Annotated in this window: 17 protein-coding genes; 9 read left to right on the forward strand and 8 right to left on the reverse strand. The window is 44.3% G+C overall.

Translation table 11 applies throughout. The features are described from left to right. Positions 1-145 precede the first annotated feature (145 nt). The 3 genes from F6K64_RS04330 (at position 146) to F6K64_RS04340 (ending at position 4038) form a co-directional block, all read left to right on the forward strand. A complete protein-coding gene (locus tag F6K64_RS04330) occupies positions 146-1588 on the forward strand; it encodes a phosphoglucomutase/phosphomannomutase family protein (RefSeq protein ID WP_008186138.1) in 1443 nt (480 codons plus the stop codon). A 213-nt stretch (positions 1589-1801) separates the two neighbouring features. Then, positions 1802-2377, forward strand: coding sequence for an RdgB/HAM1 family non-canonical purine NTP pyrophosphatase (gene rdgB, locus F6K64_RS04335; RefSeq protein ID WP_071986902.1), 576 nt, complete (start codon positions 1802-1804; stop codon positions 2375-2377). 188 nt (positions 2378-2565) lie between these two features. After that, the gene (locus F6K64_RS04340; protein WP_008186142.1) at positions 2566-4038 is read left to right on the forward strand and encodes a zinc ribbon domain-containing protein; all 1473 of its coding nucleotides are present in this window, start codon (positions 2566-2568) and stop codon (positions 4036-4038) included. A 152-nt stretch (positions 4039-4190) separates the two neighbouring features. Here the strand turns inward: F6K64_RS04340 and F6K64_RS04345 are convergent, their stop codons facing one another. After that, positions 4191-4529: a P-II family nitrogen regulator gene (locus F6K64_RS04345; protein WP_008186144.1), complete on the reverse strand. Its 339-nt coding sequence runs from the start codon at positions 4527-4529 to the stop codon at positions 4191-4193. A gap of 322 nt (positions 4530-4851) precedes the next feature. On the opposite strand from F6K64_RS04345, the gene F6K64_RS04350 reads away from it, so the two are divergent. Both F6K64_RS04350 and F6K64_RS04355 read left to right on the forward strand, forming a co-directional pair. Then, a complete protein-coding gene (locus tag F6K64_RS04350) occupies positions 4852-8208 on the forward strand; it encodes a valine--tRNA ligase (protein WP_287264925.1) in 3357 nt (1118 codons plus the stop codon). Between the two features lie 22 nt (positions 8209-8230). Further along, positions 8231-8695: an HmpF-related protein gene (locus F6K64_RS04355; RefSeq protein WP_287249098.1), complete on the forward strand. Its 465-nt coding sequence runs from the start codon at positions 8231-8233 to the stop codon at positions 8693-8695. Between the two features lie 176 nt (positions 8696-8871). Here F6K64_RS04355 and F6K64_RS04360 read toward each other — a convergent pair whose 3' ends face one another. From F6K64_RS04360 to F6K64_RS04380, 5 genes are all read right to left on the reverse strand, one after another. Then, on the reverse strand, positions 8872-9540 hold the full coding sequence (locus F6K64_RS04360; protein WP_287249100.1) for an HAS-barrel domain-containing protein: 669 nt from the start codon (positions 9538-9540) through the stop codon (positions 8872-8874). A 174-nt stretch (positions 9541-9714) separates the two neighbouring features. Continuing rightward, positions 9715-9906 carry an NAD(P)H dehydrogenase subunit NdhS gene (locus tag F6K64_RS04365; protein ID WP_044493740.1) on the reverse strand — a complete coding sequence of 64 codons (192 nt, stop codon included), beginning with the start codon at positions 9904-9906 and terminating at the stop codon, positions 9715-9717. Positions 9907-10002: 96 nt separating this feature from the next. Further along, entirely contained in the window at positions 10003-11271 is a 1269-nt protein-coding gene (gene rodA / locus F6K64_RS04370; protein ID WP_008186160.1) for a rod shape-determining protein RodA, read from the reverse strand. A 132-nt stretch (positions 11272-11403) separates the two neighbouring features. Beyond that, the gene (locus tag F6K64_RS04375) at positions 11404-11526 is read right to left on the reverse strand and encodes a hypothetical protein (RefSeq protein ID WP_287249107.1); all 123 of its coding nucleotides are present in this window, start codon (positions 11524-11526) and stop codon (positions 11404-11406) included. 141 nt (positions 11527-11667) lie between these two features. After that, on the reverse strand, positions 11668-12735 hold the full coding sequence (locus F6K64_RS04380) for an Mrp/NBP35 family ATP-binding protein (RefSeq protein WP_502708028.1): 1068 nt from the start codon (positions 12733-12735) through the stop codon (positions 11668-11670). Between the two features lie 545 nt (positions 12736-13280). Between F6K64_RS04380 and F6K64_RS04385 the strand changes: the two genes are divergently transcribed. The 4 genes from F6K64_RS04385 (at position 13281) to F6K64_RS04400 (ending at position 15116) form a co-directional block, all read left to right on the forward strand. Continuing rightward, positions 13281-13637 carry an enolase C-terminal domain-like protein gene (locus F6K64_RS04385; protein ID WP_267872056.1) on the forward strand — a complete coding sequence of 119 codons (357 nt, stop codon included), beginning with the start codon at positions 13281-13283 and terminating at the stop codon, positions 13635-13637. 376 nt (positions 13638-14013) lie between these two features. After that, complete coding sequence (locus F6K64_RS04390; protein ID WP_008186167.1) at positions 14014-14157, forward strand: EamA family transporter; 144 nt, start codon at positions 14014-14016, stop codon at positions 14155-14157. Positions 14158-14173: 16 nt separating this feature from the next. Beyond that, complete coding sequence (locus F6K64_RS04395; protein ID WP_287264927.1) at positions 14174-14554, forward strand: 2-oxoglutarate and iron-dependent oxygenase domain-containing protein; 381 nt, start codon at positions 14174-14176, stop codon at positions 14552-14554. Further along, positions 14490-15116 carry a 2OG-Fe(II) oxygenase family protein gene (locus F6K64_RS04400; protein ID WP_229414581.1) on the forward strand — a complete coding sequence of 209 codons (627 nt, stop codon included), beginning with the start codon at positions 14490-14492 and terminating at the stop codon, positions 15114-15116. The genes F6K64_RS04395 and F6K64_RS04400 overlap by 65 nt, the downstream gene beginning before the upstream one ends. Positions 15117-15463: 347 nt before the next feature. Here F6K64_RS04400 and F6K64_RS04405 read toward each other — a convergent pair whose 3' ends face one another. Further along, the gene (locus F6K64_RS04405) at positions 15464-16150 is read right to left on the reverse strand and encodes a class I SAM-dependent DNA methyltransferase (RefSeq protein ID WP_008186174.1); all 687 of its coding nucleotides are present in this window, start codon (positions 16148-16150) and stop codon (positions 15464-15466) included. A 13-nt stretch (positions 16151-16163) separates the two neighbouring features. Next, positions 16164-17006 (reverse strand): aspartyl/asparaginyl beta-hydroxylase domain-containing protein, encoded by an 843-nt coding sequence (locus F6K64_RS04410; RefSeq protein ID WP_287264929.1) that lies wholly within the window; start codon positions 17004-17006, stop codon positions 16164-16166. Positions 17007-17016: the final 10 nt, after the last annotated feature.

Below are 17016 nucleotides of genomic sequence, written 5' to 3' on the forward strand. Positions count from 1 at the left end.
TAACTACTATCAGTACTACTAGATGACGACAAAATAGCGAGACAAGCCAGATCAAGCTTTGGCGGGTCAGCAAGACACTAACTCTTTCCAATGCTAGGATTTTGCCGTCAGAGTATTAAAATTTAAGTAAGTATATACTACTATTATGGCGATTGCCGGAGATTCAATTAAATTTGGGACAGACGGCTGGCGAGGTATCATTGCCGCCGATTTTACCTTCGAGCGCTTGGCAATAGTTGCCCCTGTTGCTGCTCAAGTTCTGGCAGATGCTTATGGGGAAACCACGGGTAGCCAAACGATTATAGTGGGTCATGACCGACGCTTCATGGCAGAAGACTTTGCCAAAAAAACTGCAGAGGTGGTTCAATCTGCTGGTTTTGATGTCTTACTCTCTAACAGTTATGCTCCTACACCAGCCTTCAGTTGGGCAGCCAAGTCCCAAAATGCTTTGGGAGCTTTGGTAATTACTGCTAGTCATAATCCTGGCAATTACCTAGGCTTAAAAGTCAAAGGAGCGTTTGGTGGATCAGTTCCTCTAGAAATAACTAAACAGATTGAAGCCAAACTTTCTCAAGCACCAGCTACACCTAAGAAAGAGGGTAGTATCAAGACCTTTGACCCATGGTCAAGTTACTGTGATGCCTTAAGACAAAAGGTTGATATTGCCCTGATTCAACAGCTGATTAGTCAGGGTAAACTGACTGTCTTTGCCCATGTGATGAATGGTGCAGCAGCAGGAGGCTTGAACAAGATTCTTGGGGTACCTATTATCGAAATTAAGGCCGAACGGGATCCCTTATTTGGTGGCAAATCCCCAGAACCTTTACCCGGTTATCTGTCTGAGCTATTTGAAGCGCTCCAGAGTCACCACCGCGAACCGGGTGTTGAATTAGCGGTTGGGTTGGCATTTGATGGGGATAGCGATCGCATTGCAGCGGCTGATGCTCAGGGCAATTTCCTTAGCCCCCAAATCCTGATTCCCATCCTGATTGAACATCTAGCATCACGACGTAACTTTAGTGGTGAAGTGGTCAAAACCCTTAGTGGTTCTGACCTAATTCCTAGAGTGGCAGCACTGTATAATTTGCCAGTTTATGAGACTGCTATCGGTTACAAGTATATTGCTGACCGGATGTTATCCACTCCTGCTTTGCTAGGGGGTGAGGAATCCGGAGGCATTGGCTATGGCAACCATATTCCTGAGCGAGATGCTTTATTATCAGCACTGTACATATTAGAAGCGATCGCTAAATCTGGAAAAGACTTAAGTGAACTCTACAAGAGTCTCCAAGAGCAAACTGGCTATGCTTCTGCCTATGACCGGATCGATTTACATCTATCGGGGATGGAAGTGCGATCGCGTATACAAGAACAATTACAAACTCAGCCTCTCCAAGAAATTAATGGTCAGGCAGTGGTGGATTGCCAAACCACCGATGGGTACAAATTCCGTTTAGCTAACGACAGCTGGTTGCTGATTCGTTTTAGTGGCACTGAACCCTTATTGCGACTCTACTGTGAAGCAGCTACCCTTGAACAGGTAACTCAAACCTTGAACTGGGCTAAAGATTGGGCCAGTCAGTTTTAGAGTTGAAATGTTGGATTAGTGTTGGATTTTGGGTTAGCTGGTTTTGGGTGCGATATTGAAAATCTGGGCAATGGTTAAGTAAGATCACAATCGGGCATTAAACGCTGCTTGAACTGTATCGAATTGACTCTGATTGCCAGTTAACCTTTCATCAAACAATCTGACCTTGTTGCTTTGAGTAATCCAAAATCCCAACATCAAACCCCAAATTTGCTGCCAAAATTGCTGGTTGTAGCTACAGGCAATCCTGGTAAGCTGCGGGAAATGCAGACATACCTAGATTCTTTGGACTGGGAATTGCAGTTAAAGCCACCAGAGCTAGAGATTGAAGAAACTGGGGATACATTTGCTGCCAATGCTTGTCTGAAGGCATCAGTAGTAGCCCAGACAACTGGAAAATGGGCAATTGCTGATGATTCCGGTTTGCAAGTCGATGCCCTAGATGGTGCTCCAGGGATTTATTCTGCACGCTACGGCAAAACCGACCAAGAGCGAATTGACCGGCTACTGGGGGAGCTAGGTTTGGAAGTCAATCGGCAAGCCCAGTTTGTTTGTGTAGTGGCGATTGCCCGTCCAGATGGTGCGATCGCTTTCCAAGCTGAAGGGATTTGTCGGGGAGAAATTTTGCCAGCTCCTCGGGGAACTGGTGGCTTTGGCTACGACCCAATTTTTTTTGTTCCAGAGCAGGGGTTGACCTTTGCTGAGATGGAGCCTGAGATCAAGCGATCCTGCTCTCATCGTGGCAAGGCTTTTGAATTACTACTGCCTCAGTTGAAACATTTAGGTTAACTAGCGTGGGATACTCTTAAACCGTCAATTCCCTATAAAAATCAACTGAGGCACGCTAACTCGGTAAACTGTGCCTCGCAATTAAACCCCTAAAAATAGGGATAAATCAGTATTTAACAGCATGAAATGGACATGGATATTTTTATAGCGCTAGTGTATAATCAAGGTATAGGACTTAGCTGTTGATAATGCCAAAGAAAGTAGGAGCAACAAAAAAGATATCAACTCAAGTTGTCCCAGTAGTGGGGATGACTGGATCGGTTGAAATTGAGTTGCTGTCTACTATGAAAAAGCTGGGGGTAGTTAGGTCTGAGTCTTACAACAAGCTAGGTAGCATTAGCTATTGGGGACTTGACTGGAAGAAAGCTTACCCAGAAGTTAGAAGTTTTAGACCTCCCGAATCATTGGGACTACCCTCTAAATTGATGGAATGGACGGTTAGCGATGTAGCCAAGGCCATTACAGCGAGCCAGGCGGCCTGTATAGAGGTAGTAATAAAGAAGGTCTATCGTAAATTTCCTGGAGATAAGAATAAAAAAACCAGAAAAGAGCTTTGTCAACAACTAAAAACCTTGACTTTCCTAGAAAGTTCATTGCTGCACAGACTCGTAAGAAAAGAGTTCCAAAAAGGACATTCTTGGGTTAGGAACCAGATAGTTTATCAACAAGGATGTTATAGCTGCCAGCAACTCTCTCGTAATACCTATCAACTGGAATTGGCGGGATTAAGGAGAGGGAAGAGGAACAGGATAGTGGTCAGATCTAATCGAAAAATCAAAGGACAGATTAGGTTGATCTACAACAAACTTCAGCAAAGATTTGAAATTCACTTCTTAGTAAACCATGGCACTTCAGAAATACCTGCCGACCGTCAGAGTATTGGAGTAGACAAGGGATACACTGAAGCATTCTATGACTCAGAAGGTCAGGGACACGGGAAAGGACTAGGTAAAGTAGCTACAATAAAATCAGATAGAATATGTAAAAAAAATCGAAACAGAGGAAAGCTGTGGGCTATTCACCGGAAACTAGAAAAGATAGACTCAGCCAAGTCTGCTAGAATACTAAGAAACAATCTGAGCAGAAAGACCGAGAATAAACGATACAGGAGAAACCAATCAGAACTAAAGGCAATAATAGGAGCTGCCTCAAAGTCTCTTTTTGATGAAAAATCCTTAAAAGTATTTGCAGAAGATTTAACACAACCGTTTAAGAATAAGCGTCAGTCTAAGGCTATGTCCCGCAAACTCAATAGTTGGATGATTGGAGTTATGCGGGACTCCTTGCATAAATGGGCGAATTGGACTGGCTCGGTTGTCACGGAAGTTCAGCCTAGTTACACGTCGCAAGTTGACTCCAGGAATGGAACCCTATTAGGGAAAAGGACTGGGGATAACTTTACCGGATTTGATGGGGTCGTGTTACAGGCTGACCACAATGCCGCCAAGAACATCCTTGCTAGGGGTGCGGACAAGGAAATTTCTCGGTTCTCTTCTAGGGCTGAGGTTCAGGCAGTGTTGTTGCGTCGTACCGCGCGTTTCTTGAAAGGTATGGGACTGAGCTTGCTAGATGCAGTTGAGCTTGGCTGGCTTGACTCCAAACATAGCAAAACTCAGGCTTTCAAGCAACTCCTGACCGGGATGCCAGGAACGTCCAAATAGACGAGTGGGAGGTTCAACTCCAATTACTGTACGACCACTCCTCACTTGGACAACAATAAATTGCACCTTGACCGGATTATCTGGGTTTATCCCAACTTATACCGGTTTAAGAGTATCCCTCAGCTCCCTTGGTATATTGGTATATAGGATATTTAGACGGCTTCTAGATTTTTTTCCCCAGTACGAATTCTGACCACCTGATCGACGGGGCTAATGAAAATTTTACCGTCGCCAATTTCACCGGTGCGAGCTGCAGCGATCACTTTGTCTACGACCATATCGACTTGTTCATCTTCTACGACGATTTCTACTTTGAGTTTTTGTAGGAATTCCACAGTGTACTCTGAACCGCGATAACGTTCAGTCTGACCTTTCTGGCGTCCAAAGCCTCGGACCTCAGACACTGTCATTCCTACAATGCCAGCGTTGACTAGGGCGATTTTGACTTCGTCCAGCTTAAATGGCCGGATGATGGCTTCTACTTTTTTCAAGCTCCTAACTCCTCAGTTGTTCTGCTATTCATTTGTTATATGATAAGCATGACACTTTATCTGACTGTGGATGTGGAAATTTTTGTAAATGCTGATAGGGTAACTCTCAAGTGTTGATCTCGATTGATCAACCGCGAAGACGACTCGCTTTTCTATACTTATCGATATATTAGCTGCACAGGTATTTGGTGACTGCCCACCAACTCATGCTCCCCTGCTTTTATGCCGCACGCATCCTTCCCGTCTTTGCAGTTCATTCCCTTAACTATACCTTGAGCCTGTGGCAAAATTGAGGTAAGCCCATCTATTCACCATTCCCAGCATGACCGCAACCACACCCACCCTGGCAACCAAATACGAACCCAAAACCACCGAAGCCAAGTGGCAAAAATACTGGGAAGAAAACCAAGTCTTCAAAGCTGACCCAAATCACCAGGGTGAACCCTACTGCGTTGTTATCCCCCCACCTAACGTTACTGGGAAGTTGCACATGGGTCATGCCTTCGAGAGTGCCCTGATTGACACCCTCGTGCGTTACCACCGGATGACAGGACGCAATACCCTGTGGCTACCGGGAACTGACCACGCTAGTATTGCTGTACAAACCATTCTCGATAGACAGCTAGAAGCTGAAGGCAAAACCCGCTATGACTTGGGACGGGAAAAGTTTCTTGAACGGGCTTGGGTGTGGAAGGAAGAATCAGGTGGCACCATCGTTAACCAGCTGAGGCGTTTGGGAGTCTCGGTGGATTGGTCGCGGGAACGCTTCACGATGGATGAAGGCTTATCGAAAGCGGTAATTGAAGCCTTTGTCCAACTTTATGATCAGGGACTGATTTATCGGGGCGAATATATGGTCAACTGGTGTCCAGCCTCGGAGTCGGCTGTATCAGATTTGGAAGTGGAAAATAAGGAAGTTGATGGGCATTTGTGGCATTTTCGATATCCCCTGACTGATAGCAATGGTTTTGTGGAAGTAGCTACCACTAGACCAGAAACTATGTTGGGGGATACGGCGGTTGCAGTTAATCCTGATGATGAACGCTACCAGGATTTAATTGGTAAAACTGTAACCTTGCCAATTATGGGACGAGAAATTCCGATTATTGCTGATGAGTTGGTTGATCCAGGGTTTGGCACCGGTTGTGTCAAGGTAACTCCTGCCCATGACCCTAATGACTTTCAAATGGGTCAGCGTCATAGTCTGCCATTCATTAACATCATGAATAAGAATGGCACCTTAAATGAAAAGGCTGGCCCTTTCCAAGGACAAGACCGGTTTGAAGCCCGGAAAAATGTGGTGAAGCAGCTCGAAGCAGAAGAGCTGTTGCTTAAGGTAGAGGACTACAAACATACGGTACCCTATAGCGATCGCGGAAAGGTTCCTGTTGAACCCCTAATCTCAACGCAATGGTTTGTCAAAATTCGCCCCCTAGCTGACAGAGCCCTAGAGTCTCTTGACCAGCACCATTCACCAGTATTTATCCCGGAACGTTGGACAAAGGTCTACCGAGATTGGCTGGTGAAATTAAAAGACTGGTGCATTTCCCGCCAACTCTGGTGGGGACACCAAATTCCGGCTTGGTATGTGGTGAGTGAAACCAATGGCACAATCACTAGCGAGACTCCGTTTATTGTGGCTCACCATGAAGCAGAGGCTAAGAAGAAAGCATTAGCAAAATTTGGAGAAAATGTCAAGCTAGAGCAAGACTCAGATGTGTTGGATACCTGGTTTTCTTCAGGATTGTGGCCCTTCTCTACTATGGGGTGGCCTGATCAGACCAAGGATTTGAAGACTTACTATCCGACTACCACCCTGGTAACAGGTTTTGACATCATTTTCTTCTGGGTTGCCCGCATGACCATGATGGCAAGACATTTTACGGGTCAGATGCCGTTTAAAAGTGTTTACATCCACGGCCTAGTGAGGGATGAGAACAATAAGAAAATGTCTAAGTCGGCTAACAATGGTATTGACCCCTTAATCCTGATTGACAAGTATGGTACGGATGCCGTGCGCTATACTTTGGTTCGGGAAGTGGCAGGTGCAGGTCAAGATATCCGATTAGAGTATAACCGCAAGACCGATGAGTCAGCTTCTGTAGAAGCATCTCGCAATTTTGCCAATAAACTGTGGAATGCAGCACGGTTTGTAATGTTAAACCTTGATGGTAAAACTCCCGAAGAGTTGGGTCAACCAACAGTAGAGGCATTGGAATTATGCGATCGCTGGATTCTTTCGCGTTTTCATCAAGTGGTGCGTCAAACTAGGGATCATCTAGATGCTTATGGCTTGGGAGAAGCGGCTAAAGGACTTTATGAATTCATCTGGGGTGATTTTTGTGATTGGTACATTGAACTGGTCAAATCCAGGCTCCGTCAGGATGCTAAGTCTCCGTCGCGGGTTGTGGCACAGCAAACTCTAGCTTACGTTTTAGAGGGTATCCTAAAGCTACTCCATCCCTTCATGCCCCATATCACTGAAGAAATCTGGCACACCTTGACCCAGAAATCTGGGGAAGTGTTGGCACTACAACCTTATCCTATAGAGTACCTAGATGGTCAAACTGGGGAACAGGAACTACAGACCACGGAGACCGAACTACTAAACGATAATAAATCAACGGATAATCAAGGTGCGCTTTCCGATGAGCCTGATTCCCAATCACCCAGGTCAGGAACAGCGTTGTCTATGGGAAAGGAAATCTCTAACCAAAGTTTAGCTGTATTGTCTAAACTGCCAGAACTTTCTAAGACGTTGTTCGAGAACTACAAACAACCGATGATCGCAGCGGGGTTGGTTGTGGGAGGAATTATTGCTCTAAATATCCTCACAGCCTTCGTGGGTGCGATCAATCGCATTTCCTTAGTCTCAACTAGTTTAGAACTGATTGGTCTAGGATATGCCATTTGGTTTGTTTCCCGTTATGTGCTCAAGGCTGAGAATCGTCAAGAGTTATCGGAAGAAATTCAATCCATCAAAACAGAAATTTTTGGCAAGGAAGAAACTCAGCAATCCTCGGAATTGAAGAAAATCGAGTCCAAAATGGGTATTATTGATGGCAATATCAAACAGGGAGAAGATATTAAAGATATAGAAGATATCAAAGATATAGAACAGAGGGAGGTTAAAACAGACCGTAACATTTCGTCAATAGGCAATACCCAATCTTCTATATCCCCAAGTTCTCTAATTGACTCAGAACTAGAGCAAAGGTTTGAGCTGCTGATCGGTACAATCCGTACTATCCGCAACCTCCGAGCTGAGGCAGAGATTAAACCAGGGGTGACCGCACCTGTTATTTTGCAAAGCAGCAACAGTGAGGAACGTCAAATTTTGGAGGCGGGTATTGCCTATATCAAAGACTTAGGTAAGGTCAATCAATTAAGCATCACTCCAGCCTTGGACCAAGAGCTCAAGAATACCATGGCGGGTGTAGTCGGCACTGTCGAGGTGCTAATTCCCCTAACTGGTGTGGTGGATGTGGATGCTCTACGGGCTAAGTTAGAAAAGAATTTAGGTAAAGTGGAGGCGGAAGTCAAATCCTTGTCTGGGCGTCTGAGTAATAAGAACTTTGTGAGTAAAGCTCCAGAAGCAGTGGTTAAGGGTGCTCAAGAGGCATTAGCTGAGGCTAAAAAGCAAGAGTCTATTTTACGCGATCGCTTAAATAGACTTTAAACAGATTTCTATCAAACCGGTAATGCTACACCTAGCTCAAGTTCAAGACAATGATGATTTTGGCGGGCTGCAATTGCAACTACTTGCCCGCCAAAACTCTGATCAATTCTGGGAATTCATTGAGCCAAGACCTGTCACGTTTACTAATTCCCAAGCTTTCAAAGAAGGTTGCTTAGTCTTAATAGATCTGGCTGAAACTCAACAGGTGATCACGATTCAATCTGCCACCGATTGGGTATTAGATTTAGTCAAGAAGTATTTAACAGCTGAGGTTAAGTCTACCTTTTTAGACGAAGAAATGAAACGGGCTGAACAATGGCGGCAAGAGCTTACCTTGAAAAGCCAAGGGTTAGATATCCGCGATTTAGAAGTAGAAGCACGTCGCGAAAAAATTGAAGCTTTAGCAGAAAACTTGAAATTGGAGAAGAAACAGCTGGAGCAAAAGGTAGCTCAATTGGAGGCTAAAATAGATCAAGCTGGTAATTAGTAAAGGTAATAGGGAACGGGGAACAGGGAACGTAAGCTATCAGCTATCAGCTATCAGCTATCAGCTATCAGCTTATGCACCATGGGAAAATTTCCAAACCTTCAATTCTTTTCTTTCAATAAGTAATGGGTAGGATAACCCGTTATCCCCGTAAGGGATAACAGGGGAGGAGGATACTACCAATGAATCTGACTTAAAATATACCGCAAGCGGTCATAATCATCCTTAAGTAAGACACTCAAGGTTCGTCCGGCCTTGACTAACCAGTCACGGTCAGTCTGACGAAGACGATAAACTTCTCTAATTACAGCTGCTGTCAGGGGGTCTACTGGGGCACCATTAACTTCCAAAAGTGTTCGCAAAAAATCCAACTGTTCACTAAAGTGAATAACCTCTGATGGTTCACACTGGTAGACAGGTTGATGAATTTGCGGTGGACGGGGTGGAAGATACTGATAGACTCGACCGTGATGGTTGCTAAAACCATTAACACCCTCTTCCGAAGACATAAACCCAACGATGGCAGCACGAAACTCAGTTTTGAGCATTGCGAAAATCTGAGGCTGCTGCTCACGTAATTCTGCCAGTGACAATCCTAAAGCTGTTGCTCGATGAACCGAGTCAATCGGGCTAGTAGTAGCATAATAAACTACAGCAAAAATTTGATTACCTGACTCATCATCTACAGATTTTACCCAGCTGCCAAAAGCAGGCATGACTGGAAAGCTTAGATCTTCTGGCTCTAAACATTGAGCTAGAAATTCTGTAGTTGCTGTTTCAATCACCTCAGCAAGGTGATGTTCTGAGCGATTGCTGGGGGTAAACTGGGGTAAGGGAAGGCGCATGGTTTAGTTATTAGTCATTAGTCATTAGTTATTGATGTATGCCCCTTGATTGATTTATGCGATTGATGTATGCCCCAGTTTAATGCCCCAGTTTGAAGAGGGTGTTGAAACAGTAGTCTGGTAGAGTTTTTTAGAGGCTGATTAGGGGCTTACTGGAGACGACAAGTGATCTATCTAACCCTTTTTACCAATTTTTGGTTTCACCTCTTCGATTTCCGACAGCTGAAACGTCACTAATTTATCCCAGTTACCTCCTTCAAACAGCACAGCTGCTTTACCATCACTAACGCGCTGTACTAACCCCTCAAAGCGATAATAGGTATCGTCAACATTGATTACACGAACTATAGAACCTGGAAAAATCATGAGTGCCTAAAAACTTAGATTGCCTTACTTAGATTTCCTTTACTAGGATAGGGGCTATTGGACTTATTAGTCATCCAGTATCTTACAACCCATAACTTATTGGAACTTCAATCGCTGTCGATAATTGGCCACTGCTTGAGCCAACCCTAGGCCAAGAAAGTTGGTTAGTAGGGCTGAACGACCGTAACTGAGTAAAGGTAGAGGAATTCCTGTGATGGGAGCTAAGCCAATAGTCATCCCAATGTTGATCACGGTTTGAAACACAATCATTGAGAGCACGCCAATTGTTACCAGAGAGCCAAAGTTGTCTTTAGCATTCTGAGCAATCAGCACCAAGCGTAGGCACAACCACCACAGGGCTAATAAAATACACAAGCAACCTACAAAGCCTAGTTCTTCACCAATGGCTGAGAAAATGAAGTCAGTATGCTGTTCCGGGATAAAGTGGAGTTGAGTTTGAGTTCCCTGGTTTAGTCCCCTTCCCCAAAGTTGACCAGCACCGATCCCAATCCGAGACTGAATTAGGTGATATCCTCCTCCAAGAGGGTCTAGATCGGGGTTCAAAAAGAGCGTTAATCGGTCTTTTTGATAGTCCTTCAACAGATTCCAGAAGACTTTTCCTAACGGTCCGACAACTAGGTTAATAACCAGGGTACCCAAGGCTCCCAACCAGCGCCAAGGGAGACTGAGGAAAGCAATCAGTGTGATTACAGCAGCCCAGGTATACCATGCAGGTGAAGATAGACTGAAGACAATGGCTGACACCAGAGGGGAAATCAACACGAGCAACCAGGCGGGATTGGCATTTGCCCAGTAAAGCATACTCAAGGTAATTGCCCCAAACACCAAGGATGTTCCCAGATCAGGCTGCCCAAACACTAATGCCCAAGGTAATATAGTTACTGCTAAAGCTGCTATTACTGCTGGAATGGTAGTAGCGGGTCGTTTGTGCAAGATGGCAGCTAGAGTAATAATCAAGCCGATCTTGGCAAATTCTGAGGGTTGAACATTAAACCCTCCAATGGTAACCCAACGCTGAGCCCCCTTAGCACTGGCACCGATCATCATTACAGCAATTAAGGACAGATTGGTGATGGCGTAAATTACCCAATGCCATTGGATCAGGGAATGATAGCGCGATCGCGCGATGAATAGAGCGATGAACAATCCAATACTACCAATGAGCAAGTGGGAGACCCAATAGTTTCCACCATTGTCGATGGCTGCAGAGCGAATCATCACTGCCCCAAAGATGGTTAGCCCCACAGTCAGGAATAATAGTTGCCAGTCTAAGTCCTGCCAGGGGGCCCACAACAGCCGCCAACGAATACTATTTCTAATTCTAAATTTATTAATTTGTACCATCAGTTATGAGGTATGAGCGATTAGGTATGAGCTAAGCTATCAGCTATCAGCTATCAGCTTTCAGCTATCAGCTTTCAGCTATCAGCTTTCAGCTATCAGCTATCAACTATCAGCTTATGTGCTACGCACACGCTACTTGAGGTGCTTTTGAATAAAATAAGCTGACGGCTGAGAGCTGACGGCTGACGGCACCTCAAGTAGCGTGGGCATAGGGCACGCTACACCGAACAGCTTTTGAATAAAACAAGTAAGCATTCGTTTAATCTAAGTTAGGGAAAGCTGACCGCTGACCGCTGACCGCTGACGGTATGAGCTATTAGGCATTAGGGATTACAAAATTGTTAATGGTGATTTTCCATGTTCTATTTTTGAGTTATTATTGCCTGCAAGTCTTTGTTAATTAGAAAGGGCAGCAATGGAAACTTTGGCTGCAATCTGAGATGCGATCGCTACCAGTGCTTTAGCGGAGGCTGACTCTGGATTGCCAACAGCGATGGGCAATCCTTGATCCCCTCCCTGCCGTAGGGAAATTTCTAGGGGAATACAACCGAGCAAGGGAATCCCTAGTTCTTTTGATGTTTTTTCACCTCCTCCAGAGCCAAACAGGTCATACTGACGATCGGGCAAGTCTGGTGGGATAAAGTAACTCATATTTTCTATGATTCCCAACACGGGGACTCCCATTTGCTCAAACATTTTCAAGCCTCGGCGGGAGTCTAAAAGAGCGACATTTTGGGGTGTTGTCACAATTACTGCTCCTGCCATCGGTACTGCTTGGGCTAAGGTTAGCTGAGCATCCCCAGTGCCTGGTGGCATATCCACAATCAGATAGTCCAATTCACCCCACTCTACTTGATAGAGGAACTGGCGAATAATTCCATTTAACATCGGTCCGCGCCAAATCACTGGCTGGTCTGGATCAATTAGAAATCCCATGGACACTAGCTTGATACCGTGGTTGAAGGCTGGCTCGATCACATCCCCCTGTTTTCCTTTCTGAACCATGACTTTGGCATCAGCTAATCCCAGCATGGCTGGAGCATTGGGACCATAGATATCAGCGTCTAGGAGACCGACTTTAGCCCCCAACTGAGCCAAAGCAACTGCCACATTTACCGCAACAGTACTCTTACCGACGCCCCCCTTACCACTGGAAATGGCTAAAATATTTTTCACGCCCTCAATACCAGTGCGGTCAGGTAAGGATTTTTGCTGAGGTGTTTCAGCGGTAACATCGACTACTACATCTTCTACTCCCGATAGCTGTTTCACTGCCTTCTGGCAATCCTCTACAATAAATTCCCGCAAGGGACAGGCTGGGGTGGTCAACACTAGGGTAAAACTCACTATACCGTTGTCAACCTTGACATTGCGGATCATATTTAACTCCACCAAACTCTTCTGGAGTTCGGGGTCTTGTACCGGTCGTAATACGTCTAAAACTGAATTTGTATCAAGCATCACAGATAGGCGGGCATAGCGTGTGTTATATAAGGCCACGAGGAATGGGGCTACGGTTAGATTGTAGAGCTTTTACGAGGCGAAGTGATTGCCAATCAGACTAAGAAAACAGACAATTGCTAAGCATTCAGCTGTCAGCTATCAGCCGTGAGTCTTGGGCTATGGCTGATAACTGAATGCTTAAGATAGCTGAATGCTTAAGACAATCGAGGCGATCGTTAGCAACTGTCTTGAACTGTATCGGATTGTTTTTGTATTTGACTCACAGTCTAACCCTTGTCTTCTTGTTTTGAACTGTATAGGATTGTTTTTGTATTTGACTCACAGCCTAACCCTTGTCTTCTTGTTTTGATGCAGTCGTTGATGGGGGAAACACCTTCCTTTTGGCCGTGGTGCATCGCTTTTAGGCTTGTTGTGATGCCCACCTACTTACTGACTCTATTTGTTATTTTGAACAACCCTGTGAAACCTATGAAGAATGTCTTCAAGTCCGTCGCGTCACATCTCATCTGATTATCTTAGATTAATGTATTCAGCGCTATGGGGATATTGTCCGCGCTCAAGGTGACCATGCTTGTGAAGCAATTGGGTTAAAAATTAATCGGGTTGCTGGTTTAACTAAAGCCAAGCGCATCCGAGATTTTTGTGTGGAAACTGGGATTCGGATGAATATTGAAGAAACTGGGGGTAGTGTGATTGCAGATACGGCAGCGGTGCATCTTGCCCAGGCAACTCCACGAATGTTTTTGCGTGCGACTTGGTTATGTAATGATATGCTAACTATTGACACAGCTACAGGTGGTGCCCGCAATCAAGGGGGTAAAACCTTTGCGCCAGAAGCTCCAGGGCTGGGTGTAGAGCCAATACTTGATGTTTTGGGTGAAGCGATCGCGGTGTATAAATAAATAGATTAAAGAATGGTTTATACCCACATTAGGCACAGTTTTATCTTGGGGATTTTGGGCTTTCTTACCTAAATTTTCTGATCAGTACATTAGCGCTAAAAGTGCCATTGTCTACCAGGGATTAGGGGGAACAATCCTTGCCTTACTTATCCTGATAAACCTTGGTAATAGCTTGAAAAACCATCCAAAAGGCGCTATTTTAGCCATTATTGCAGGTATGCTGAACTTTTTGGGGGTGCTATTTTATAGCAGTCGCCAGGGCAGTTAGGACATGACAAAAGTCTCACACCCTTTGTAAGCGCAAGAGTTTGACTTCTGACTTCTGACTTCTGACTTCTGACTTCTGCTATATATCAAGGCAGTTTCTAAAGGTTCTATGGCAATCGTTTCTACCCTATCAGCCCTTTATCCCTTAGTGGTCATTGTCCTGGGGTTAGTTGTTTTGCACGAAACACTGACCCTGAAACAAATGATTGGCATTGGTTTTGCCCTAGTTGCGATCGCGCTAATTGCTACATAAATTAGGAGAATTATAAATGAATACCTTACCGGTAATTTCATTAGCAAAGTTAAAATACATCAATGGTTTAAACTCAGGTAACGAAGAACACAAACGCCTTTCCAACATCTGCTTAGATCATGGTTTTTTCTATTTGAAATATCATGGCATTTCTGCTGATTTATTTCAACAAACCATCGACAGCTCTCGTAACTTTTTCCAGTTGCCACAGGACATTAAAAAAGCCTACGGCCAAGACAAACAAACCGTTTATCCCAACACCTCTAGGGGCTACGTTCCCGTTTACGGCGAAATCCTCCATGAAGACGTTGGTCCTGATTCCAAGGAACTGTTTGACCAAGGCAATCGAACATCCACCTTCAGACAAGCCGTTTACTGGCCCGACCTTGATTCCTGATCATACTGTAGCCCCTGGTTTTGCGGCATCCCACTATCAGCTTCAAGGGGAAATTATGACTAAAATTGTTCCCCACCTTCTCAGGGCACTGGCTGTTGCTTTGAACCTTGACCCGGATTGGTTTGACCCTTATTTTGACGATCCAATCCTGATCCATCGAACCATTTACTACCCCTCTGAAAGTGGTGTGGCAGGAAAACATACAGACAACGGCATTTTTACTGTGTTAATCCAAGAATATTTTTCCACCCCTTCCCTGCGGGTTTATACGAAAAATGCCTGGATTGATGCGGTTTGTTTAGAAGATGCTTTTGTGATTAATTTGGGGGATATGTTGCAACTTTGGACAAATGGTTTGTTTGTGAGTACTCCCCACGAAGTGATTCATACACTCTCCAGGAGTCGGATTTCGATTCCTTTCTTTGTTTATCCAGATGTCAACGCAACATTTGAACCGATCGGAACCGATAAAAAGATCAATGCTACTGACATTATGCTGAAAAATTTGAATTCAATTTGGGTGAATAAAACAGGGGCAGGTCGGGCTAAAGAATTAAAGTAATTATAAGTATTCAGCTATCAGCAATCAGCTTTCAGCTAAAGAGGTAAAATTTCGAAGTCTTAAATTCTAACGTTTGCGTAGCGTGGACATAGGCTTGCATAGGTTGATTTTAAGCTGTTCGCTTACCATGAGCCTTGGCCTTGGCCGTTGGCCACGCTACCCGAATGGCCAACGGCTGAATGCTTACAGTGAGACCATTGGGGCTTGACTGATTATCAGTTATTATTAAAAACTCATTGTAGACCCGAAAAACTTATCTCTTGAGTCAGTTTAATTCATCTAACCATTGCCTCCGATTTTTCCGCTACTTTTTCAGCAAGCCCTAGTTAGGAGCGCAAAAGCCTGTACTAAAGAACTTGGCAGGCAAAGTAAACTGCTTGTACCCCATCAGCAGGTAGATAGTCCCCACACTCTTGAGCAACAATCTTCCAGGATCGATTTTCTTCTAGGCGTTTGATCATGGCTGTTATCGCTGAATCAGACTTGTCATACACAGATTTGCGAACGCTAAATACAACAAACCCTCCTGGTCGAGTGACTCTTACAAATTCAGGCATTGCGGAATCAGGCATTGCTGCATGACTGAACCCTCCAGCACACAGGACTGCGTCAAATTCATCTGGCTGCAAAATTTCATTTGTTTCTGGGAAGCAGGCATGATGAAGTGCCTCATAAATTCCTCGCTTCTCTGCTTGCGCTAACATTTTTGAGGACAGATCAACACCTATGATCGAGAGAGGATTGTAACCCAGATTGATCAGTTCAACTCCACCAATACCTGTACCAACCCCTGCATCCAAGATGCGCAGACCCTTATGTTTTGGCACGTGCCTACTAAAGAATAGGGTTGTATAGTGACTACAGCCAGATGTACCGTCTCCAGCTAAGTCCAAGAGAAATTCATCGTAATTCTCTGCATGCTTATCATATGCTCTCTCTAGCCTATCTGGATCATAAGTGAGGGCATGCACATCTCTGTGAAATTGTCCAAGACGACCGTCAATGATCTTACCTTCAATATGATCTTGTTGCATGATCTGGCTGCTCCTATTTATTCTTGACATTTTGAAGTTCCTCTTGATGCAAAAATCTATACTTTCTACTAATCCATTCCTGCACCTTTTCAAGCCGGGAATATTTTTCGTACAAACTGACAACTAAGTCATAGGAAAAACCTAAGGGCTGATTGTATTGCAAAAAGGTTGTAAGTAGCATTTCCTCAGCATCGTGTTCTCGATTCTCATCAACAAGTCTAGCAGCAAGGCTAAGTAGTTTATTGTAGATATCAGGGGTTGGTTCAGGCAGTATGGTTACACTTTCTTCAAGTAAATATACTTGATCAATTTCATTGCTGAGTTCATTGTTTAGATAAGCATCTATTATTAAATGGATTCTTACAGACTGTCCATTTATAAAACCATGTACATCAGAATCAGGTCGTAAAAGCCAGAGAGTATCTGGCTTCAAGTGAACTGATGTATCAGAGAAAACCATGTAGCTATCTGGTGATGTGGAAATTGGTACATGCAGCCTGACTTTCTGCTTCTCAGACAATTCAGAATAATCTCGATGTTCCCAAAAGCAAGTACCTGGAGCAAGCTTGTTTAATCTAACCCACATCAACGATAGATTGCAATGCTCTAAAAATGAACGTATTGTTGGCAATTTATCAAGTTCAAGAGTTGCTTTTGGGCTGCAATCTTCAATAATTGTATCGGTGGAGTCTCCAGTTTTACTAAAGAGTGACAAAACTTCATATCCCTGACTTGTATACTCACGGTAAGAATTTTCTTGCCATGGCAGAGAAGTTGCTTGCTCAATTTCTTTGGCGGCATCATGGGAAAATCCAGTTGGCAAATCCCGAAGAATTCCAATAGTTCTACTAAGCATTAATACTCAC

It is taken from the genome of Moorena sp. SIO3A2 (assembly GCF_010672265.1).
Lineage (GTDB): Bacteria > Cyanobacteriota > Cyanobacteriia > Cyanobacteriales > Coleofasciculaceae > Moorena > Moorena producens.

What these genes read in the sequence shown, in the direction of transcription:
- F6K64_RS04365 (WP_044493740.1), bottom strand. Translation starts at nt 9,906, where the DNA reads ATGATTTTTCCAGGTTCTATAGTTCGTGTAATCAATGTTGACGATACC.
- F6K64_RS04375 (WP_287249107.1), bottom strand. Translation starts at nt 11,526, where the DNA reads ATGCTTACTTGTTTTATTCAAAAGCTGTTCGGTGTAGCGTGCCCTATG.
- F6K64_RS04340 (WP_008186142.1), top strand. Translation starts at nt 2,566, where the DNA reads ATGCCAAAGAAAGTAGGAGCAACAAAAAAGATATCAACTCAAGTTGTC.
- F6K64_RS04410 (WP_287264929.1), bottom strand. Translation starts at nt 17,006, where the DNA reads ATGCTTAGTAGAACTATTGGAATTCTTCGGGATTTGCCAACTGGATTT.
- F6K64_RS04395 (WP_287264927.1), top strand. Translation starts at nt 14,174, where the DNA reads ATGAATACCTTACCGGTAATTTCATTAGCAAAGTTAAAATACATCAAT.
- F6K64_RS04355 (WP_287249098.1), top strand. Translation starts at nt 8,231, where the DNA reads ATGCTACACCTAGCTCAAGTTCAAGACAATGATGATTTTGGCGGGCTG.
- F6K64_RS04405 (WP_008186174.1), bottom strand. Translation starts at nt 16,150, where the DNA reads ATGCAACAAGATCATATTGAAGGTAAGATCATTGACGGTCGTCTTGGA.
- F6K64_RS04390 (WP_008186167.1), top strand. Translation starts at nt 14,014, where the DNA reads ATGGCAATCGTTTCTACCCTATCAGCCCTTTATCCCTTAGTGGTCATT.
- rodA (WP_008186160.1), bottom strand. Translation starts at nt 11,271, where the DNA reads ATGGTACAAATTAATAAATTTAGAATTAGAAATAGTATTCGTTGGCGG.
- F6K64_RS04350 (WP_287264925.1), top strand. Translation starts at nt 4,852, where the DNA reads ATGACCGCAACCACACCCACCCTGGCAACCAAATACGAACCCAAAACC.
- F6K64_RS04330 (WP_008186138.1), top strand. Translation starts at nt 146, where the DNA reads ATGGCGATTGCCGGAGATTCAATTAAATTTGGGACAGACGGCTGGCGA.
- F6K64_RS04360 (WP_287249100.1), bottom strand. Translation starts at nt 9,540, where the DNA reads ATGCGCCTTCCCTTACCCCAGTTTACCCCCAGCAATCGCTCAGAACAT.